This window comes from Streptomyces sp. NBC_00344 (assembly GCF_036088315.1).
In the GTDB taxonomy this organism is placed as follows: domain Bacteria; phylum Actinomycetota; class Actinomycetes; order Streptomycetales; family Streptomycetaceae; genus Streptomyces.
Genome location: NZ_CP107996.1, coordinates 6,342,371 through 6,361,080 on the forward strand (window position 1 = coordinate 6,342,371; position 18,710 = coordinate 6,361,080).

General features: G+C 69.9%; 18 protein-coding genes and 1 pseudogene. 12 read left to right on the forward strand and 7 right to left on the reverse strand.

Annotated features, from left to right (window positions below; translation table 11 throughout):
• The first annotated feature begins 160 nt into the window (after positions 1 to 160).
• From OHS16_RS28775 to OHS16_RS28790, 4 genes and pseudogenes are all read left to right on the forward strand, one after another.
• Positions 161 to 646: a DUF5709 domain-containing protein gene (locus tag OHS16_RS28775; RefSeq protein ID WP_328541025.1), complete on the forward strand. Its 486-nt coding sequence runs from the start codon at positions 161 to 163 to the stop codon at positions 644 to 646.
• Complete coding sequence (locus tag OHS16_RS28780) at positions 606 to 1,250, forward strand: (2Fe-2S)-binding protein (protein ID WP_443042710.1); 645 nt, start codon at positions 606 to 608, stop codon at positions 1,248 to 1,250. Before OHS16_RS28775 ends, OHS16_RS28780 begins: the two co-directional genes overlap by 41 nt.
• Positions 1,247 to 2,239, forward strand: a complete 993-nt coding sequence (locus OHS16_RS28785) for an FAD binding domain-containing protein (RefSeq protein ID WP_328540161.1) — start codon at positions 1,247 to 1,249, stop codon at positions 2,237 to 2,239. Before OHS16_RS28780 ends, OHS16_RS28785 begins: the two co-directional genes overlap by 4 nt.
• Before the next feature lie 57 nt (positions 2,240 to 2,296).
• Positions 2,297 to 4,395, forward strand: a pseudogene (locus OHS16_RS28790) (xanthine dehydrogenase family protein molybdopterin-binding subunit).
• 63 nt (positions 4,396 to 4,458) lie between these two features.
• Here the strand turns inward: OHS16_RS28790 and OHS16_RS28795 are convergent.
• Positions 4,459 to 5,580 (reverse strand): baeRF3 domain-containing protein, encoded by a 1,122-nt coding sequence (locus OHS16_RS28795; RefSeq protein ID WP_328540162.1) that lies wholly within the window; start codon positions 5,578 to 5,580, stop codon positions 4,459 to 4,461.
• A 98-nt stretch (positions 5,581 to 5,678) separates the two neighbouring features.
• Between OHS16_RS28795 and glsA the strand changes: the two genes are divergently transcribed.
• From glsA to proP, 4 genes are all read left to right on the forward strand, one after another.
• Complete coding sequence (glsA, locus tag OHS16_RS28800; RefSeq protein WP_328540163.1) at positions 5,679 to 6,974, forward strand: glutaminase A; 1,296 nt, start codon at positions 5,679 to 5,681, stop codon at positions 6,972 to 6,974.
• A 135-nt stretch (positions 6,975 to 7,109) separates the two neighbouring features.
• Entirely contained in the window at positions 7,110 to 8,342 is a 1,233-nt protein-coding gene (locus OHS16_RS28805; RefSeq protein WP_328540164.1) for a cytochrome P450 family protein, read from the forward strand.
• Positions 8,343 to 8,592: 250 nt separating this feature from the next.
• Positions 8,593 to 9,213: an LAETG motif-containing sortase-dependent surface protein gene (locus OHS16_RS28810; RefSeq protein WP_328540165.1), complete on the forward strand. Its 621-nt coding sequence runs from the start codon at positions 8,593 to 8,595 to the stop codon at positions 9,211 to 9,213.
• A gap of 226 nt (positions 9,214 to 9,439) precedes the next feature.
• On the forward strand, positions 9,440 to 10,975 hold the full coding sequence (gene proP, locus OHS16_RS28815) for a glycine betaine/L-proline transporter ProP (RefSeq protein ID WP_328541027.1): 1,536 nt from the start codon (positions 9,440 to 9,442) through the stop codon (positions 10,973 to 10,975).
• Between the two features lie 180 nt (positions 10,976 to 11,155).
• Here proP and OHS16_RS28820 read toward each other — a convergent pair whose 3' ends face one another.
• The 4 genes from OHS16_RS28820 to OHS16_RS28835 form a co-directional block, all read right to left on the reverse strand.
• Positions 11,156 to 11,560 (reverse strand): PTS-dependent dihydroxyacetone kinase phosphotransferase subunit DhaM, encoded by a 405-nt coding sequence (locus tag OHS16_RS28820; protein ID WP_328540166.1) that lies wholly within the window; start codon positions 11,558 to 11,560, stop codon positions 11,156 to 11,158.
• Positions 11,557 to 12,153 (reverse strand): dihydroxyacetone kinase subunit DhaL, encoded by a 597-nt coding sequence (gene dhaL, locus OHS16_RS28825; RefSeq protein WP_328540167.1) that lies wholly within the window; start codon positions 12,151 to 12,153, stop codon positions 11,557 to 11,559. Before dhaL ends, OHS16_RS28820 begins: the two co-directional genes overlap by 4 nt.
• A 48-nt stretch (positions 12,154 to 12,201) precedes the next feature.
• On the reverse strand, positions 12,202 to 13,194 hold the full coding sequence (gene dhaK / locus OHS16_RS28830) for a dihydroxyacetone kinase subunit DhaK (protein WP_328540168.1): 993 nt from the start codon (positions 13,192 to 13,194) through the stop codon (positions 12,202 to 12,204).
• Between the two features lie 166 nt (positions 13,195 to 13,360).
• Entirely contained in the window at positions 13,361 to 13,801 is a 441-nt protein-coding gene (locus OHS16_RS28835) for a MarR family winged helix-turn-helix transcriptional regulator (RefSeq protein ID WP_328540169.1), read from the reverse strand.
• A 112-nt stretch (positions 13,802 to 13,913) separates the two neighbouring features.
• Between OHS16_RS28835 and OHS16_RS28840 the strand changes: the two genes are divergently transcribed.
• Complete coding sequence (locus OHS16_RS28840; protein ID WP_328540170.1) at positions 13,914 to 14,471, forward strand: quercetin 2,3-dioxygenase; 558 nt, start codon at positions 13,914 to 13,916, stop codon at positions 14,469 to 14,471.
• Complete coding sequence (locus OHS16_RS28845) at positions 14,468 to 14,806, forward strand: hypothetical protein (RefSeq protein ID WP_328540171.1); 339 nt, start codon at positions 14,468 to 14,470, stop codon at positions 14,804 to 14,806. Before OHS16_RS28840 ends, OHS16_RS28845 begins: the two co-directional genes overlap by 4 nt.
• A 544-nt stretch (positions 14,807 to 15,350) precedes the next feature.
• Here OHS16_RS28845 and OHS16_RS28855 read toward each other — a convergent pair.
• A complete protein-coding gene (locus OHS16_RS28855) occupies positions 15,351 to 15,782 on the reverse strand; it encodes a VOC family protein (protein ID WP_328540173.1) in 432 nt (143 codons plus the stop codon).
• A gap of 313 nt (positions 15,783 to 16,095) precedes the next feature.
• Positions 16,096 to 17,205, reverse strand: a complete 1,110-nt coding sequence (locus OHS16_RS28860; protein ID WP_328540174.1) for an NADH:flavin oxidoreductase/NADH oxidase — start codon at positions 17,203 to 17,205, stop codon at positions 16,096 to 16,098.
• A gap of 169 nt (positions 17,206 to 17,374) precedes the next feature.
• Here OHS16_RS28860 and OHS16_RS28865 point away from each other — a divergent pair, with 169 nt between their 5' ends.
• A complete protein-coding gene (locus tag OHS16_RS28865; protein ID WP_328540175.1) occupies positions 17,375 to 18,058 on the forward strand; it encodes a GntR family transcriptional regulator in 684 nt (227 codons plus the stop codon).
• 337 nt (positions 18,059 to 18,395) lie between these two features.
• On the forward strand, positions 18,396 to 18,599 hold the full coding sequence (locus OHS16_RS28870) for an Rmf/CrpP fold protein (RefSeq protein ID WP_328540176.1): 204 nt from the start codon (positions 18,396 to 18,398) through the stop codon (positions 18,597 to 18,599).
• Positions 18,600 to 18,710: the final 111 nt, after the last annotated feature.

An 18,710-nucleotide genomic window follows, 5' to 3' on the forward strand; every position in this document is an offset into this window, starting at 1 on the left:
GGCGTACACAAAGTGCTGAGGGCAATGTACCACACACTCGGCCGGGCGCATCCCGACGGCGCTCGCCGCCGCTGCCCGGCATGCCGGGGCGCATGACTGGTCCCAGTCTGGACAGGGGAGAAGGCGCATCACCAGTCGGACGAAGGAGCACACCGTGGCGATGGGAAAGGACAGCGCTATGGGCGACGACGTCTACCAGCCGGACGGCAGCGAGGTCACCGAAGATTCGGGCATCCTCGACCGCGAGGACACGCTGAACAACCGGGCAGCGGACCCCTATGACGAGGGCTGGTCGCCGCCGGAGAAGCCTCTGGGCGTCGAGCACGCGGGTACCACCGCGCAGGAACAGCACGACGGCGAGACGCTGGAGGAGCGGCTCTCCGAAGAGGTGCCCGATCCGGCCATGCGCTCCGAGTCGCAGGGCGACGGGATCGGCGATTCGGCCGACAGCGACGGGGAGGCGCTGGACGACGAAGTCGGCGACGGACGCGCGGGACGTCTGGTCGGACCCGACGAAGGAGCACATGAGGAAGCGGAGAAGGACATGATCGCCGAGGATGTGGGTGTGGACGGCGCGGCGGCATCGGCCGAGGAAGCCGCCGTTCATGTCGTTCCCGACGACGCGGCAGGCGGCGGAGCCCGCTGATCCATGGCGCAGGAAAGGTGTTTCAGTGGAGCCCCACAACACACCGGACGAAGCCGTGGAATACGCGGCAGAGCACCAGGACCGCACACACTCGCACATCACGCTGCAGGTGAACGGCGGGTCGTTCGCCCTTGAGGTCGACCATCGGGCCACTTTGCTCGATGTTCTGCGAGAGCGGCTCGGCCTCACCGGAGCCAAGAAGGGGTGCGACCACGGGCAGTGCGGTGCGTGCACCGTTCTTGTCGACGGCAGACGTGCCAACAGCTGTCTGCTGCTGGCCGTGACACAGGACGGCGCCGATATCACCACGGTGGAAGGGCTTGCCGCCGGCGATGGCAGCGAACTGCATCCGCTGCAGCGGGCTTTTCTGGAGCGGGACGCCTTCCAGTGCGGTTACTGCACGCCGGGGCAACTGTGCTCCGCGGTCGGTGCGCTCGCCGAGGCGGCCGCCGGACACCCCTCCCACGTCACGGACCCCGCCGCCGGGGCCGACGGTCCCGGCGAACTGACGGCTGCCGAGATCCGGGAGCGGCTCAGCGGCAACCTCTGCCGATGCGGTGCCTACCCCCGCATCGTCGAGGCCGTTCAGGACGTGATCAAGTGAAACCGTTCGCCTACGTACGCCCCCACAGCGTCGAGGAAGCGGCCGAGGCCCATGCCGGCCGCCCCGGATCGCGCTATCTCGGCGGCGGCACCAACCTTGTCGATCTCATGAAACTGGGCGTGGAGCGCCCGGAGACCCTGATCGACATCAGCAGACTTCCGCTCGATGCCATCGAGGAGCTGCCGGACGGCGCGTTGCGGATCGGCGCCACCGTCCGCAACAGCGACCTGGCTGCCCACCCGCTGGTACGCACCCGGTACCCGGTGCTCTCCCAGGCCCTCCTCGCCGGCGCCTCCGGGCAGCTGCGCAACATCGCCACCACCGGTGGGAACCTCCTCCAGCGGACCCGCTGTCCCTTCTTCCAGGACACGAGCAAGCCGTGCAACAAGCGGGAACCGGGCAGCGGCTGCGGCGCGCGTGCGGGCGGCACGGACCGTGACTTCGCGGTGCTGGGCCATTCGGCGCACTGTGTCGCCACCAACCCCTCCGACATGGCCGTGGCCCTCACGGCGCTCGACGCCACCATCCGGTTGCACGGCGCGGACGGCGCGCGCACGGTGCCCGCTGCCGACTTCCACCGGCTGCCCGGCGTCCGGCCCGCCGAGGACACCGTGATCCGCCCCGGCGAACTCATCGAGGCGGTGGTGCTGCCACCGGCGCCGGCCGGCCTGCCATCGGCCTACCGCAAGGCCCGTGACCGTGCGTCGTACGCCTTCGCGCTGGTCTCCGTGGCCGCGGTGCTCGAGCTGAGCGGCGGAGGACAGGTGCGCCACATCGGGCTGGCGTTCGGGGGTCTCGCCCACAGGCCCTGGCGGGCACGGCGAGCGGAGGCCGAACTGCTCGGCACCGCTCCGACACAGGAGAACATCGGACGGGCCATGGACGCGGAACTCTCCGCGGCCGAGCCGCTGCGGGACAACGGCTTCAAGGTCGCTCTGGCCCGCAATCTCGCATGCAGCGTACTGAAAGGACTCGTCGGCCCGGAGTGATGCCGCGCACCTCCGGAGCACAGCCGATGCCCGCAAGCCGCAGGAGAGGACCCGCCCATGCGCCCCGAAGCCGTCGCACTCGGCACCCCCGCGGAACGCAGGGAAGGCCGGGACAAGGTCACCGGCGTCGCCCGCTACGCCGCTGAGCACACCCCACGCGGGTGCGCCTACGCGTGGCCGGTCCCCGCCACCGTCGCCCGGGGCCGGGTGGTCGCCATCGACGACAGCGCCGCACTGGCCCTGCCCGGTGTGCTGGCCGTACTGACCCCTGAATCGAGCCCCCGGCTCGGCGACGCAGGGGACCCCACCCTCGCCGTACTGCAGAACCGGCGGGTGCCGCACCGTGGCTGGTACGTGGCACTGGCCGTGGCGGAACCTTGGAGACCGCACGGGCCGCGGCCGACGCGGTGCGGGTCGAGTACGCGGCGGAGCCGCACGATGTCACCCTCACCATGGACCATCCCGGCCTCTACGCACCCGATGTGGCCAACGGCGGCCATCCCGGAGAGCGGACGCGCGGAGACGCGGACGCCGCGTACGCCGCCTCGGGGGTGGGGGTCGATGTCGTCTACCGGGTACCGCCGCTGCACAACCACCCGATGGAACCCCACGCGTCCACCGCCTTCTGGTCCGGCGGGCATCTGCGCGTCCATGACTCGAACCAGGGCTCCAGCGCCGTGCGTACCGCGCTGGCGGCACTTTTCGGTATCCCCGAGGACCATGTCACGGTGAGTTCCGAGCACGTGGGCGGTGGATTCGGTTCCAAGGGCACCCCCCGCCCCCACGTGGTGCTTGCCGCCATGGCCGCCCTGCATACCGGACGGCCCGTCAAACTCTCCCTGCCCCGGCGGCAGTTGCCCTCCAACGTCGGCCACAGGGCGCCCACCCTGCACCGGGTACGCCTCGGCGCCGATGCCGACGGCACCCTTGTTTCGATCAGCCACGAGGTCTCCACTCACACCTCCCGGATCAAGGAGTTCGTCGAGCAGGCGGCGGTGCCCGCCAGGATCATGTACGCGTCGCCGCACAGTCGCACCATCCACCGCGCGGTCGCTCTTGACGTGCCCACCCCTTCGTGGATGCGTGCCCCCGGCGAGGCCCCGGGCATGTACGCACTGGAGTCGGCGATGGACGAACTCGCCGGCGCCGCCGGAATCGACCCGGTCGAACTGCGCGTACGCAACGAGCCCGAGTGCGAGCCGGACAGCGGACGCCCGTACAGCAGCAGGCACCTCGTGGAGTGCCTGCGGGAAGGCGCCCGGCGCTTCGGCTGGGCCGGCCGGGACCCCCGCCCGGCGGCCCGTCGTGAGGGCGCCCTGCTGACCGGCACCGGTGTCGCCGCGGCGACCTATCCCGTGCTGATCATGCCGAGCACGGCTACCGCACACGCGCTGCCCGGCGGCACCTACGTGGTGAACATCAACGCCACCGACATCGGTACCGGCGCGCGGACCGTGCTCGCGCAGATCGCGGCCGACGCGCTGGGTGTCCCGCTGGACTCGGTGCGCGCGGCGATCGGCAGCAGTGACCTCCCCAGGGCGTCGGTGGCCGGCGGATCGTCGGGCACCGCTTCGTGGGGGTGGGCCGTGCACGAGGCCTGCACAGGCCTCGCCGCCCGGCTCGCCGCGCACCGGGGGCCACTGCCGTCCGACGGCATCTCCGCCTCGGCGGACACCACCGAGCAGGCGGGCGAGGAGTCCCCCTACGCCAGGCACGCCTTCGGCGCCCACTTCGCCGAGGTCCAGGTGGACACCGACAGCGGAGAAGTGCGTGTCCGCAGGATGCTCGGGGTGTTTGCGGCCGGGCACATCCTCAATCCCCGCACCGCGCGCTCGCAGTTCATCGGCGGTATGACCATGGGCATGGGCATGGCGTTGACGGAGGGCAGCACCATGAACCCGGCCTTCGGCGACTTCACCGAGAGCGACCTGGCTGCCTACCACGTGCCGTGCCATGCCGATGTGGCCGATATCGAGGCGCACTGGATCGACGAGGACGACGCCCATCTCAACCCTATGGGCAGCAAGGGCATCGGGGAGATCGGCATCGTCGGCGCGGCAGCCGCCATCGGCAACGCCGTCCACCATGCCACCGGTGTCCGACACCGCGAGCTGCCGCTGACCCCGGACCGCGTGCTGAACGCCGGTTCGCGCTGAGGCCCGGCCGCCCGCCGGGACAGCCCCGGACGGGCGCTGCCCCGGTCCGTGCCGGCAGAGGTGTCAGTAGCGGAGATCGGCCGCGATACGGCTGTGGTCGGCGAGCGTGTCGTCCGGGACGAAGACGACCTCCGCGCCGCCGTCCAGAGCGACCTCCACCAGTTCGTCGACGATGTCCTCGCGGACCCCGTTCCCGGACGAGAGCGGTCCGGGCGCCGCGGGGCCGAACGGCACGAGATGCCCCTCCTCCACCCGTACGGTCTGCTGGAAGTTCTCCTCGACGGCCACGAAGGCGACGCGCCCCTCCCGTACCGACTCCCACACCTCGTCGAGGCCGGCGGCGAAGGTCCGCCGGCTGCGCGCGGCGTTGAGCCGGTCCGCGGTGCGTTCCGCCGCCCTCTGCTGGAATTCCGCCAGACTCGGCTCCAGATGCCTGTAGAGCTCGGGAGCGGGACCGTTCACCAGCCCCCCGCTGAGCACCTTGCCCACGGCCTTACGGGTGGCCGTGCCCACATCCTCCAGAAGGCTCAGCGCCGGTGCCAGCCCCACGAGGTAGAGCGGACGCGGCTCGGCTGCGAGAGCGGCGGCCAGCGCGGTGTCGACCTCACGGAGGTACCGGCGGGTCTCCTCGTCCCGGAACGTGCTGGCCACGTCGCCGACCTGCTCCTCGCGCTGGACGTCGTTCTCCAGTTCCTCCGGAGTGACGGGAAACCCGTGGCCCCTGTGCTCGCGCAGGCTCTCGCCGGATCCGTGCCACAGCGTGGTGCGGTCCGCCGATGTCACCAGCACCCAGAAGGGGCTGACTTGCGCCTTGGCCGCGACCAGGTTCCTGGTCAGATAGCTGTCGCTCACCACGACGCGCTCGGGGACCGAGCGGGGCAGCACCCAGATCTGGTGCTCGTCCGTACTTGCGAAGACGACCAGCCCGTCCAGCGAGTACCGCAGATCGATATCGGCGAGAGCCCGCTCGAGCTGTGCCCTGAGACCCGTCCGCGCCTGCCGGGACACGGATTCATCGGCGTCGATCCGGCGTCCGGCCTCCGCGACGAGGTTGCGCAGACGCACCGCGTCCTGGGCGTTGTCCGGTTCACGGCGATGCGTGGGCATGCTGACGGAGACCACCGGATGGGGCTGGTGTTTGCGCAGGGTCCGCAGGAGCGCAGGCGTCAGAGCATTGGTTTCCATGACTCCCTCTCTGGTACTCGTCCTCCTTCACGATCCAACAGCCACCGCGCGGCTGCATCCGGACGCGGACGGGCCGAACCCGTGATTACGATGAGGAAATGGTGACCATCCGTCCTGAGCTCGATGTGGTGACCGAGTCATTGGTGGAGCTCCACGGGCGGCTCGCCGCGCTCACCGATGGCACGCTCGCCGACTACATCCCGCAACTGGCGCTCGCGGATCCCCATGCCTTCGCGCTCTCCCTGGTGAGCATGCACGGAGACCGGTATCAGGCGGGAGAGGCGGGATTGCCCTTCACCGTGCAGTCGGTATCGAAGCCGTTCGTCTACGCCCTGGCCCTTGCCGAGCTCGGACTGGAAGAAGTCAGCCGGTGGGTGGGGACGGAGCCCAGCGGTGAGGCGTACAACGCCATCAGCCTCGAGCCCGGCACCGGACGCCCGGACAACGCGATGATCAATGCCGGTGCGATCGTCACTACGGCATTGGTGTCGGGCGGTACGTGTGAGCAGCGGTTCGAACGCATTCTGGACTGTCTGAGCCGATTCGCCGGGCGGCGTCTCGATGTCGACGAGGCCGTCTACGCTTCGGAGGCGCAGACCGGTAACCGCAACCGCGCCCTCGCCTATCTGATGAGCAGCACCGGGGCGCTTCCGGCCACCCCTTCGGACGCGGTGGACACATATTTCCGCCAGTGCGCGGTACGGGTCACCACACGTGACCTCGCGGTGATGGCGGCGACGCTGGCGAACGGTGGCGTCAATCCGGTGACCGGCGAGACCGTGGTACCCCGTCATGTCGCCGTTCAGGTGCTCGCCGTCATGGCCTCCTGCGGGATGTACGACGCATCGGGAGCCTGGCTGCTGCGGGTGGGGCTCCCAGCGAAGAGCGGGGTGGGCGGCGGCCTGATCGCCGTGAGTCCGGCCCGTTTCGGGATCGCCGTGCACAGTCCGCTGCTGGATGCCAGCGGTACTCCGGTGCGCGGGGTGGCCGTGATGCGGGAGCTGTCCGAACGGTTCGGGCTGCATCTGATGCACCATCCGATGCGGAGCGCGCCCACTGTCACCCACGCGGACGCGGGGGAGTGGACCGGTCTGGTCGCCGCACAGGGAGCGCTGGACTTCACGGCCGCCGAACGGCTGCTGCGTGAGCTGTCGGGGGTCGTCCCCGGAACGGGCGGCTGCGTGGTGCTCGACCTGCTGGATGTGACCAGCATCGACGCGGCCGGTGCGCTGATGGTCTCCTCCGCTCTCACCCGCCTGGAGGAGCAGGGCCATCGGGCGGTGCTGGCGGTCGGCCCGCGCGCCGCTGCCGATGCCCGTCTGTCGGCCTGGCAGAGCTTCACAAGCCGTCAGGAGGCCCTGGAATGGTGCGAAAACCTCCGCCCTGCCGAGTGACGGATCATCAGGAGCGCTGCTACCACTGCACATTCGGCCTCCGCCAAGGACGCTCCCGTACGGTTTGGCGCAAGGCGCGCGTCCTTCCGTGTGCCTGCCGTACACCCGCACTGCCGACCAGCCAGGAGACCGAGTATGACCGCGCCCACCCGCGTCGCCCTTGACCCGTCCGGTGCCGATATCCCCGCCGAGAGTGCCCGGTTGCGCGCGCTCGGATCCGTGGTGCCCGTCGAACTCCCGGGCGGCATACCCGCCTGGGCGCCGACCGGTTATGACACCCTCAAGTCGCTGATCCTCGACGCGCGGGTCAGCAAGGATCCGCGCCGGCACTGGTCGCTGTGGCCGGAGATCGGCGAACACCCGTCCTGGGGCTGGATCATGGGCTGGGTCGGGGTGGTCAACATGCTGTCGACCTACGGCCCGGACCACACCCGGCTGCGCAAGCTCGTCGCCCCCAGCTTCACCCACCGGCGCACCGAGAGCATGCGCGGCAGGGTCGAGGAGATCACTGCTGAACTCCTCGACGGCCTCGGCAAGCAGGGGGTGCCCGGCGAGACGGTGGACATCCGGTCCGAGTTCGCCCATCCGCTGCCCATGCGACTGATCTGTGAACTGTTCGGCGTTCCCGAGGAGATGCGGGAGGACACCGCCCAACTGATCTCCGACATCATGGACACTTCCGATCCGAGCCCGGAGCATGCGGCATCCGTCCAGCAGCAGATCACTGCGGTGCTGCCGGCACTCATCCGGCACAAGAGCGAGCACCCCGGCGACGACCTCACCACCGAACTCATCAGGGTCCGGGACGAGGACGGTGACCGGCTCAGTGACGAGGAACTCCTCTACACGCTGCTGCTCGTCATCGGTGCCGGGTTCGAGACCACGGTCAATCTGATCGGCAACGCCGTGGTCGCCCTTCTCCAGCACCCCGATCAGCTCGCCGCCGTGCGTGCGGGAGAGATCACCTGGGACAACGTCATCGACGAGGTACTCCGGGTGGCTCCCTCGATCGCGAGCCTGCCGCTGCGCTTCGCCATCAGCGACATCACCGTCGGCGGAGTCACCATCCCGGCCGGCGACGCGATCGTCACGACGTTCGCGGCCGCGGGCAGCGATCCCACGCACTACGGCGCGGGCGCGGGCGATTTCGACGCGGCCAGGGCAGCCGACGACCATCTCTCCTTCGGTATCGGTGTGCACCGCTGTATCGGCGCTCCGCTGGCCCGGATGGAAGCCGTCACGGCGCTGCCCGCGCTCTTCGAGCGCTACCCCGGTCTCAGGCTGGACGCCGCCGCGGACGAGTTGCGCCAGGTCCCGTCCTTCATCGCCTGCGGCTGGCAGCGGATACCCGTCCACCTGCGGGACTGAGGAGCGCTGACCGGCGGCCGGGCGGCCGGTCATGTCCCCTGGTGCGCCGCAGGGGCCGGCACGGAACACGCGGAGGGGCGTATTCCGGACACCTGTCGTGCCCTCGTCCCGGAGCGAAGCCAACTGTGCGTCGACGTGGTGCCCTTGGGTGCCGGAGTGAAGTGTGGGGCGCCTGTTTGACTGTGGGGAGCGGGGCGGTACCCTGCGCGCGCACCGCCAAACGGGCGGCGCAGCAAGTGTGGAGGATTTTGTGACCGTTTCCAATAGAACGTGGCGGCTCAGGGGGGCCTTCATAGCCGCGGCGGCAAGCGTGGTCGGCGTCGGTCTGTGCGCTGTCCCGGCTCAGGCGCACACCCCGGTGTGGTCTCTTACCTGCTCCGGCGGCACCGTTGACCTGAAGGCCTACAACGACCACGTCACCAACACGGTGACGATCAGTGTGGACGGCAAGAACACCGTCGACGCGCAGAAGTTCGGGTCGTCGTTCCACCAGGACCTGACGCTGGACAAGGCCTCCGAGGAGACCGTCCGGCTCATCGTGAAGGCGGGTGACGGCCAGCAGTACTCGCTGGACGAGACGAAGACCTCGCCCGCCTGTGAGGGCGCGCCTTCAGCGACTCCTTCCCCCTCCGCCTCGGTGCCCCCGTCCGAGGCCCCCAGCTCGGAGGCCCCCGCGCCGAGCAAGTCCGCGAGCGACACCCCCTCGGCCGCGGCCCCCGCGCCTTCGCCGAGCTCCAGTGCGCCGACGGACCTCGCCGAGACCGGCTCCTCCAGCTCCACGCCGCTCATCGCAGGCGCGGCCGCTGTGGTGATCGTCGCCGGTGGCGGCATCATGTTCGCCGCCCGCAAGCGTCGTAGCTCGCAGAGCTGATCCACCGGAACTGCCGGCGCCATTCGACACGGCGCCGGCAGATTCCGTACCGTCACTCCGACGGGCGCACGAACAGGCGCCCTCCGAAATCCGGGCCCAGAATCGGGGTCGGACGGCTGATGACGGAAAAGGCAGGGAGGTCGGCATCGTGGCGGACCCGTCTCAACGGCCCCGGGCCCCGCAGGGCAGCAGGCCCGGCAGCCGGGGGAACACCGCGACGGACCGAATGGTGCGCACTCTGCTGCGGCGTCGCAAGAAGACCCTCAACGCGGAGGACGTCTCGGTCGCTGACCGTCCAGCAGTCCGCAGAGCGGTGACGGCTGCCGCACTCGGCAACACCATGGAATGGTTCGACTTCGGGGTCTACGCCTACCTGGCGGGCACTCTGGGCAAGGTCTTCTTCCCTTCGAGCTCGCCCGGTGCCCAGGTCGTCTCCACCTTCGCCACCTTCGCAGCTGCTTTCCTGGTACGTCCGCTGGGCGGCCTGGTGTTCGGCCCGCTGGGCGACCGCATCGGCCGGCAGAAGGTCCTCGCCACCACCATGATCATGATGGCGATCAGTACGTTCGCTGTGGGGTTCCTTCCTACGTACGGAGCCGTCGGCTTCGTGGCGCCGCTGCTGCTCCTCGTCTGCCGGCTCGTCCAGGGGTTCTCGACCGGCGGTGAATACGCGGGCGCAACGACGTATATCGCGGAGTACGCCCCCGACCGGCGCCGCGGCTTCCTCGGAAGCTGGCTGGACTTCGGCACGTTCATCGGCTATTCGCTCGGCTCCGGTCTGGTCACCGTGCTCACGCTGACCATCGGCGAGGACGGGCTGACCGACTGGGGGTGGCGCATCCCCTTCCTGGTGGCGGGCCCACTGGGTGCGATCGGCCTGTACATGCGGCTCAAACTGGAGGAGACACCGGCCTTCAAGAAGGAGGCCGCCTACGTCCATGAGCAGGCGCTGGAGAGGGGCGAGGGGGGCGAGGAGGACCCGGTCGAGGAGGCCCGGCAGTCCGGCAAGGGCCGGCTGAAGGAGATCTTCAGCCGGCACTGGGAGGCCGTACTCATCTGTATGGGCCTGGTGCTGCTCTACAACGTCACCAACTACATGGTGACGTCCTATCTGCCGACGTACATGACGTCCACGCTCGATCAGAGCGAGACGACCTCGCAGTTGCTCGTGCTCGCCACCATGCTCCTGGTCGTACTGACCATCACCACGGTGGGCCGGACGTCCGACCGCTGGGGACGCAGGCCCCTCTTCATGGCGGGCAGCGTCGCGATGATCGCGCTGGCCTATCCGTCGTTCGCCCTGATCCATCAGGGCGGCATCCTGTTGCCGGCCATCGGCTGCGGCATCCTCGGGCTGCTGCTGGTCTGCTTCGCGGGCACGTCGGCGGCCACGCTCCCGGCTCTCTTCCCGACCAGGCTGCGTTACGGAGCGCTGTCGATCGCCTTCAACATCTCCGTCTCGCTCTTTGGCGGCACCACCCCGCTCTTCGCCTCGGCCCTGGTCGAGGCGACCGGAAACGACATGGTGCCGGCCTACTACCTGATGGTGGCGGGGCTGATCGGATTCATCTCCACACTGTTCCTGCACGAAACGGCGGGCAAGCCGCTGAAGGGCTCGGGTCCGATGGTCGAAACGCCGGACCAGGCGCGGCGCGTGGTGGCGCACAGCCGTACCGCGGCCGGGCGGGAGGCCCGGGACATCTGGATCCGGCTGCGCCACCCCTGGGCCCGCAGGCACGGGCACGACGACGGCCCCAACTGACACCGGACGATGGCGTTACCGCCCCAGCATGGTGCTGCCGTCCGATCCCGTACCGCCTCCCGACACCACAGCGCACGCTGCACCACGGACCACCCCGCCCCTGCACGTGAACCCCGGTCGTACCAGGAAACGTTGACGCGGCGCGTCGCCCGGGGAACGGGACCGTGGGCCGGGCCGCGCTCAGGTCTTGCGGTAGTCGTACGCCTCGGTCGCCGCCGCTTGCACCGCGTTCAGATCGCCGCCCGCCGAGGCCGTGACCAGGGCGGCCACCGCACCTTCCACGAACGGCGCGTCGATCAACCGGGTGCCGTCCGGAAGCTCGTCGCCCTCGGCCAGCAGTGTCTTGACGGTCAGCACCGCGCTGCCGAGGTCCACCAGGACCGCGACGCCCGCGCCCCGGTCCACGGCGGCGGCCGCCGCTACGATCAGCTCCGAACTGGTGCCGAGGCCACCGTCGGGTGTGCCGCCGGCGGCCGCGACCGGGGCGGTCGTCGAACCGCCCGTGAGCCCGGTGGCCAGCTCGGCGACGGCAGACGCCACCGGGGCGCTGTGCGACACCAGCACGATGCCCACCAGCCCGCTCATGACGCCACGTCCGCGAGCGCGCCGATCAACAGCGCGGACGAGGCCGCACCTGGATCCTGGTGGCCCATGCTGCGCTCGCCGAGATAACTCGCCCGTCCCTTGCGCGCCTGCAGTGGTACGGTCGCGAGCGCTCCCGTCTCGGCCGCGGCGGCAGCGGCCTCGAAGGACTCGCTGAGTGATTCGGCGGCCGGCAGCAGCGCGTCGAGCATCGTCTTGTCACCGGCTGCCGCTCCGCCGAGCCGGCCCACGGCCGCCACACCAGCGGACAGGGCATCGGCCAGCTGTTCCCGGGTGACCTCGGCGGCATCACCGAGCGCCTTGCCGGTGCTGCGCAGCAGCGTTCCGTAGAGCGGTCCCGAAGCGCCGCCGACCGTGGAGATCAGCTGCCGCCCCGCGAGCGTCAGCACCGCTCCGGGGGTGTCCGGGTTGTCCTTCTCCAGTACGGCCGTCACCGCGGCGAACCCGCGCCGCAGATTGCTGCCGTGGTCGGCGTCGCCGATGGCCGAATCCAGTTCGGTCAGCCGATCCGCCTCTCTTTCGACGGTCTCGGCCGTCGTGGTCATCCAGCGGCGGAAGAATTCGGCGTCGAGCACAGGGCCTCCCTGTTGAGTCGGTGCACGGAACGGGCGGGGACGCGGCGGTCAGCAACCCCAGCGCAGCGCCGGGGTCTTCACCGGTGCGTCCCACAGTCGCAGAAGCTCCTCGTCGACCTGGCAGAGCGTCACCGAGCAGCCCGCCATGTCGAGCGACGTCACATAGTTCCCCACGAGCGTACGAGCCACAGACACGTCACGCTCGGCCAGTACGCGCTGCACTTCGGCATTGAAGCCGTACAGCTCCAGCAGCGGGGTCGCTCCCATGCCGTTCACCAGGGCGAGCACGGGCCCGTTCGGACGCAGGTCCTCCAGGACGGCGTTCACCGAGTAGTCCGCGATCTCCCGGGAGGTCATCATCGCGCGCCGTTCGCGCCCGGGCTCGCCGTGGATGCCCACACCGAGTTCGAGTTCCCCGGCGGGCAGATCGAAGGTCGGGCTTCCCTTGGACGGTGTCGTACAGGCGCTCAGTGCGACCCCGAAGGAGCGTGCACGCTCGTTGACCCGCCGGGCGATGGCCTCCACCCGCTCCAGGGGGGCGCCCTCCTCGGCCGCCGCCCCCGCCAGCTTCTCGACGAAGAGTGTGGCCCCGGTACCTCGCCGGCCCGCGGTGAACAGGCTGTCGGTCACCGCCACGTCGTCGTTGACCAGCACCTTGGCGATCCGTACGCCCTCGTCCTCGGCGAGCTCGGCGGCCATGTCGAAGTTCAGCACGTCGCCCGTGTAGTTCTTCACGATGAACAGCACGCCTTCGCCACTGTCGACCGCTGCCGCCGCGCGCACCATCTGGTCGGGCACGGGTGAGGTGAAGACCTCGCCGGGACACGCGGCTGCGAGCATGCCGGGACCGACGAAACCGCCGTGCAGCGGTTCATGCCCGGATCCGCCGCCCGACACCAGGCCGACCTTTCCGGGCGCCGGCGCATCGCGCCGCACGACCACCCGGTTCTCGACATCCACATTGAGTTCGGGATGGGCGGCCGCCATGCCGCGCAGGGCGTCCGCGACCACGGTTTCCGGAACGTTGATGAGCATCCTCATGGGTACCTCCCGTTTCGCAGGTGGGCCCGGTTCCGGTGTCCTGCCTGGTCAAGTCAGGTATGGACAGTTGCGGATCCTGGCGATTCCTGTCGGCTTCCGGCGGGACTGACGCTGACCCGATCCGGTCCGGGAGGGGTCGGCATCTCCAGTATCAGGGATACCCGCTTCATCGCCGAAGGGCAGGCGGCGAACCCCAGGGCGTCTCCAGTGCGGCACGCAGCGCATCGACCGCCCGGTGGCCGATGCGCGCGGCAAGCTCTGCCTCCACCCTTTCGAGAACGAGCTCCGCCTGGTGGTGGGTGCGTTCGCCCTCAGGGGTGCGTCTGATCAGCCGCTGCCGGCCGGAGGCGGGATCGGGAGCCTGCTCGAGCAGCCCGGCCGCCACCAGGCCGTGCACGGCCTGGTGCGCGCTCTGCCGGGTGACCCCGGTCCGCCGGGCCAGCTCGGACACCGTGGTGCCGTGCTCATCCAGCACGGCGAAGAGCTGGATCTGAGCAGCCGAAACGGGGGTTGCTCCGGCGCTTTCCATGGACGCCAGCAGGGCCTCCTCGAACCAGCGCCGGGCTTCGGTGAGCAGCTGGGGGAGCGTGCGGCCGGTGGCGTGCATCAGTTCCTCACGGCGGTGGCGGGGCGGTCCGAATCATTGCCGATGGCTTGCCTTACGGCAAACCATTATGTCAGGCTGCCTGACATTCGCCGCCGGAGTCCTGGAGGGACCCATGACCTTCGAGTACGCCACCGCCTACCGGCAGGCTTCGCGCATTCCGCCCGAGCCGGGCACGCCCTACTTCATCGAGAAGGGCGAGGGAGACCGTGCCCATCTGTTCGGTGACCTGATCACCGTCTACGCGGGCGGCGAGCAGAACGAGAACTCCTTCAATTTCTTCACCGTCGAAGGGCCCAAGGGCGACATCATCCCGGCACACGTTCATGCCGACACCTACGAGGTCTTCTACGTCACCGCCGGTGCGGTCCGCCTGTTCGTCGAGGACACCGGAGGCGACCAGCAGGAGAAGCTGCTCACACCCGGCGACTTCGGCTATGTGCCCAGGAACTGCCCGCACGCCTACCGCATCGAGCGGCACCACAGCCAGGTCGTCGGGGTCGCGGCAGGCCCCGGCGGCACGTTCGAGCGGTTCTTCGAGAACTTCGGCGCCCCCACCGACCGGCTCGGCCTGCCGCTCGCTCCCGTCGTCCCCGGCCCCGACAAGTTCGCCGGCATACCCCAGCAGTTCGACGTGCGGTTCCTCCCCGGTCACGAGTGGAGGAACGGGTGAGCGCCGGGAGGTCCCTGCGGGAGCAGATAGCGGCGCCGCACCCCGGCCTCGCCCCGCCGCCGCACTCCTCGCCCTGCGAACCGGGCGTGCACCTGTTGCGCGGTATCCCCTACGCGGCTCACGACGGCAGCCGCCCGCTGGAGCTGGAGCTGGAGCTGGATCTGTGGCTGCAGGCGGCCAACGGCCTGGGAGCGGCCCCTGGTGCTCTTCGTGCACGGCGGCGACTGGCGCCGGAGCCGGCGCGGCGACACGGGGTTCCGGATGCGGGAGTGGCGCCCGTGGCCGCAGCCCCGCATAGGGGCATGCCCCGGATACGGCAGAAACCCGCCACGTGATGATCTTGGAGCAAGGGCGGCTCGTCACGTCTCGGCGTACGGCGTGAGGATGCGGGCCGGTCGGGGCTGGGGGAACTCGTCGACGTCCTGGAGGTCGGCGAAGTCGGCGTGCGCCCGGGCGACGTCCTCGGGGTACGCCTCCCTCTTCTTGTGCTCGGCGAGCGCGCGGCAGATGCTCGCGACGCTGGGAGCCCGGCCCTTGCGCTGATCGTCTTGGCCAGTTGGGGCGCCAGGCGGAAGCGGGCGGTGTGGTACCGGACGGCCACCTTGCCCTTGCCGGTCCGGCACGGGGAGCCTGCCGGGGCGGCCGCAGGTGACCATCGGGCAGGCGTGCGCTTCCACGCACGTGAAGTCGTCGCTCAACCCTGGAGCGCCTCATGAGGGTGTTTCAGGAATGCAGTCATTGCAACGACTCATGAAAAATGATCACGGCAGGCGGACCATCGGGCGGGTGACTGTTTTCAGGAGCGACCACCTATCGAACAGGGGCTGCCCGATGGATCAGGCGGGCAGCCCCTCCAGAAGCCACCGCTCACAGAAGATGTCAGGCGGCGAACACTTGGGAGTCGTCGGCGAACGCCTTGAACTCCAGGGCGTTGCCGGCTGGGTCGAGCAGGAACATCGTCCACTGCTCGCCGGTTTCGCCTGCGAAGCGCACATAGGGCTCGATGACGAAGTCGGTGTCCGCGGCCCGCAGCCGGTCGGCGAGCCGGTGGAAGGCGTCGATGGTGAGGATCAGCCCGAAGTGCGGTACGGGGACGTCGTGGCCGTCGACCGGGTTGTGTATCTGTTCGGTGCGGGCCGGGGCGAGGTGGGTGACGAACTGGTGGCCGTGCAGGTTCCAGTCCACCCAGGTGTCGGCGCTGCGGCCCTGTTCCAGGCCGAGCGTCCCCCCGTAGAAGGTGCGGGCGGCGTCGAGGTCGTCGACCGGGACGGCGAGGTGGAAGCGGGGAACGGGGGAGTCGAGAACGGTCATGGTCGGGTTCCTTCCGTGCGGCGTGGAGTGTCTGGCGCTTACCCGTTCTGACGGGTGGGGGAAAGGATCAGGTCGTTGACGGTGACGTCGGCGGGCTGCTCGAGGGCTCCCTGGCCGCGGGCCGCGGCGACGACCTTGGCTCCGCGGGCGGCGAGGGCCTTGGCGCTGACGGCGCCGATGCCGAGGAGGCGCCGGTGATGACGACGACCTTCTCCTGAAGGTGGTTCATGGGGATCTCCCGATGAGATGGCTCGGCACGCTGCTGCCTTGTGGGGGCAGCACGGCCTGTAGTGATGAGGATGTGTGGGGGGTGTCAGCGCTTGCGGCGCTTGACGACGTAGGCGTACTGGTCCGGCCAGGCCGGCTCGGTGCCGAGCGCGAGGGCGGCGTGCTGAGGCCAGTAGGGGTTGCGCAGGAGTTCACGGCCGAGGAAGACCGCGTCGGCCTGCCCGTTCGTGATGACGTCCTCGGCCTGCTGCGGCTCGGTGATGATGCCGACGGCGGCGGTGGGAATGCCGGTCTGGTTGCGAGCCTGGTCCGCGAAGGGCACCTGGTAGTCCGGCCCGGCGACGATCTTCGCGTCGCGCACCATGCCGCCGGTGGATACGTCGAGCAGGTCGACGCCGTGGGCCTGGAGCTCCTTGGCGAGGCGGACGGTGTCCTCCCCGGTCCAGCCCTCGCGCTCGTCCTCCGAGTTCTCGGTCAGCCAGTCGGTGGCCGAGGTGCGGAAGAAGACCGGCAGGTCCTCCGGCCACACGGCGCGGACGGCGTCGACGACCTCGAGGGCGAAGCGGATGCGGTTCTCGAAGGTGCCGCCGTAGGCGTCGGTGCGGTGGTTGGAGACCGGGGAGAGGAAAGAGTTGATCAGGTAGCCGTGGGCGCCGTGGACCTCTGCTACCTGGAAACCGGCGGCCAGCGCGCGCCTCGCGGAGTCGGCGAAGTCGCGTACGAGCTGTTGGATCTCGTCCATTGTCAGCTGGTGCGGAACGGCCAGTCCGGCGTACGCGATCGCGCTGGGGGCGACGGGCTGCCAGCCGTTCTCGCCCCCGGTCAGGTAGCGGTCGGACAGCCAGGGCTTGTCGACGGACGCTTTGCGGCCCGCGTGGGCGAGCTGGATGGCAGGGACGGCGCCGTGGGCCTTGATGGCCGCGGTGATGCGGGTGAACGCCTCCTGCTGGCGGCCGTTCCACAGGCCCAGGTCCCAGGGGCTGATGCGCCCGTCGGGGCGTACGCCGGTGGCCTCGGCCATGACCAGACCTGCGCCGCCGGCGGCTCGGGAGGCCAGGTGGGTGAGGTGGAAGTCGGTCGGCGCACCGGTGTCCGGGCCTTCGGGGGCGGCGGAGTACATGCACATCGGGGACATCCACACCCGGTTGGGTATCTGAAGGGATCGCAGGATGAGGGGGGTGAACAGGGAACTCATGGGGGTGGTGCTTCTTTCGTGGTCGGTGATCGATGCCGCTTGCCGACACCTCCGGCGGCACCGATCTGGAACACCGTCATGGGAGATCGCCTCCTCCCTGGCCGGACGACCCGGCTTCCATTGTCTTAATGTAAACATTAGGACAATGTTGGAATGTTAACATCACGACATGGAGAAGACGCAAGTCCAAGGTGATCGCGCGGTGGCCCCCGCCCGCCGGCGCGGGCTGGCCGACGAGGTCGCCGACCGGATCCGGGAGGCGATCTTCAGCGGTGCCTACGCCCCCGGGGCACCGCTGCGAGAAGTCGAACTCTCCGGCGTACTGCAGGTCAGCAGGGGCCCGGTGCGTGAGGCTCTGCGCGTCCTGGAGCGCGAGGGGCTCGTGCACTGCGCCTGGCACCGCGGCACCGTGGTCACGACGCTGTCCACCGGGGATGTCGCCGAGCTCGACAGCCTGCGCGGCGCGCTCGAGGACCTCGCCGTCCAGCAGGTCATTGCGCACGCCTCCGAGGAGGACATCGCCGCCATCGAGAAGGCGGCCGGCGGGATGGACCGCACTACGGACCCGCACACCATGGTCCGCCTGGACATCGCCTTCCACGACGCCGTGTTCGCCGCCACCGGCCACCAGCGTCTCGCCGCAGCCTGGGAGACCATCCGCTGCCAGGTCCACCTCTTCCTGCTGACCCGCATCGGCCTCAGCACCGAGGGCTACCTCGGCTGCGTCCCCCGAGAGCACTGTGCACTGGCCGACGCCCTGCGCGCCCGCGACCTCCAGGCCGCGCTCCCCCTCTTCGCCGCCCACCGCCGCCACGCGGTGGACGTCGTCACCGGCACGTCGAACCCGGCCTGACGACTGGTCCCCGGTCGCACTGCACTGCCGGCCCACGAAGCTGCCTCCGTGGACATGGACCACGAGCGGGAGGTCGGTTCGGGCGGCGGCCTCGCCGTCGCCCGATGGCTGGGCCGGACTGCCCGACGACCAGGTCGAGGACATCTTCAGAGGCTCGCTGCACTTCATTCGCGGCCTGGTGTCGAGGAGCCGGGGGGAAGGCCGAGCCCGGAGCGTGCCGCCCGGGGCAGCCGCCGGGCCGGGTGGCCGCCCGTTCGTCCCGCCGGTCGCAACAGAGACCAGTACGGCCGGCCTGCAGGCCGGCCGGGGCTTTCCGGCACCCTGGAGGAGGTAATCAGTGATCCGATCCCCGGGGAGGGCGGCCGAGTTGGCGACGCGAGGCGACATGATGGTGGCACTCAGGGAAGGGCGCCTGGCACACACCCTGGGCGAGCAGGTGGCCGACTGCCCGTATTCCGCGGGCGATCCGCTGCGGGCTGCCTGGCTGCGGGGGTATGCCGCAGCCAGGGAAGAACAGCAGGCGGAGTCCGGGGAGAAGTAGGCGCGGAACCGGAGGGGGCCCGGCGTATCCGGGGGGGGGGCACTGTTGTGAGCCGTGTGGTCCATCCGGACCAAGAACGGGTTACGGCAGGTCGGTAAGCCTATTGTCAGT

Bases quoted from the DNA above. Each gene is read 5' to 3' on its own strand.
- OHS16_RS28775 (WP_328541025.1), top strand. From the start codon at position 161: ATGGGAAAGGACAGCGCTATGGGCGACGACGTCTACCAGCCGGACGGC.
- proP (WP_328541027.1), top strand. From the start codon at position 9,440: ATGGTGCGCACTCTGCTGCGGCGTCGCAAGAAGACCCTCAACGCGGAG.
- OHS16_RS28865 (WP_328540175.1), top strand. From the start codon at position 17,375: ATGGAGAAGACGCAAGTCCAAGGTGATCGCGCGGTGGCCCCCGCCCGC.
- OHS16_RS28805 (WP_328540164.1), top strand. From the start codon at position 7,110: ATGACCGCGCCCACCCGCGTCGCCCTTGACCCGTCCGGTGCCGATATC.
- OHS16_RS28860 (WP_328540174.1), bottom strand. From the start codon at position 17,205: ATGAGTTCCCTGTTCACCCCCCTCATCCTGCGATCCCTTCAGATACCC.
- OHS16_RS28780 (WP_443042710.1), top strand. From the start codon at position 606: ATGTCGTTCCCGACGACGCGGCAGGCGGCGGAGCCCGCTGATCCATGG.
- dhaK (WP_328540168.1), bottom strand. From the start codon at position 13,194: ATGAGGATGCTCATCAACGTTCCGGAAACCGTGGTCGCGGACGCCCTG.
- OHS16_RS28795 (WP_328540162.1), bottom strand. From the start codon at position 5,580: ATGGAAACCAATGCTCTGACGCCTGCGCTCCTGCGGACCCTGCGCAAA.
- OHS16_RS28835 (WP_328540169.1), bottom strand. From the start codon at position 13,801: ATGCACGCCACCGGCCGCACGCTCCCCCAGCTGCTCACCGAAGCCCGG.
- OHS16_RS28855 (WP_328540173.1), bottom strand. From the start codon at position 15,782: ATGACCGTTCTCGACTCCCCCGTTCCCCGCTTCCACCTCGCCGTCCCG.
- OHS16_RS28820 (WP_328540166.1), bottom strand. From the start codon at position 11,560: ATGAGCGGGCTGGTGGGCATCGTGCTGGTGTCGCACAGCGCCCCGGTG.
- OHS16_RS28840 (WP_328540170.1), top strand. From the start codon at position 13,914: ATGACCTTCGAGTACGCCACCGCCTACCGGCAGGCTTCGCGCATTCCG.
- glsA (WP_328540163.1), top strand. From the start codon at position 5,679: ATGGTGACCATCCGTCCTGAGCTCGATGTGGTGACCGAGTCATTGGTG.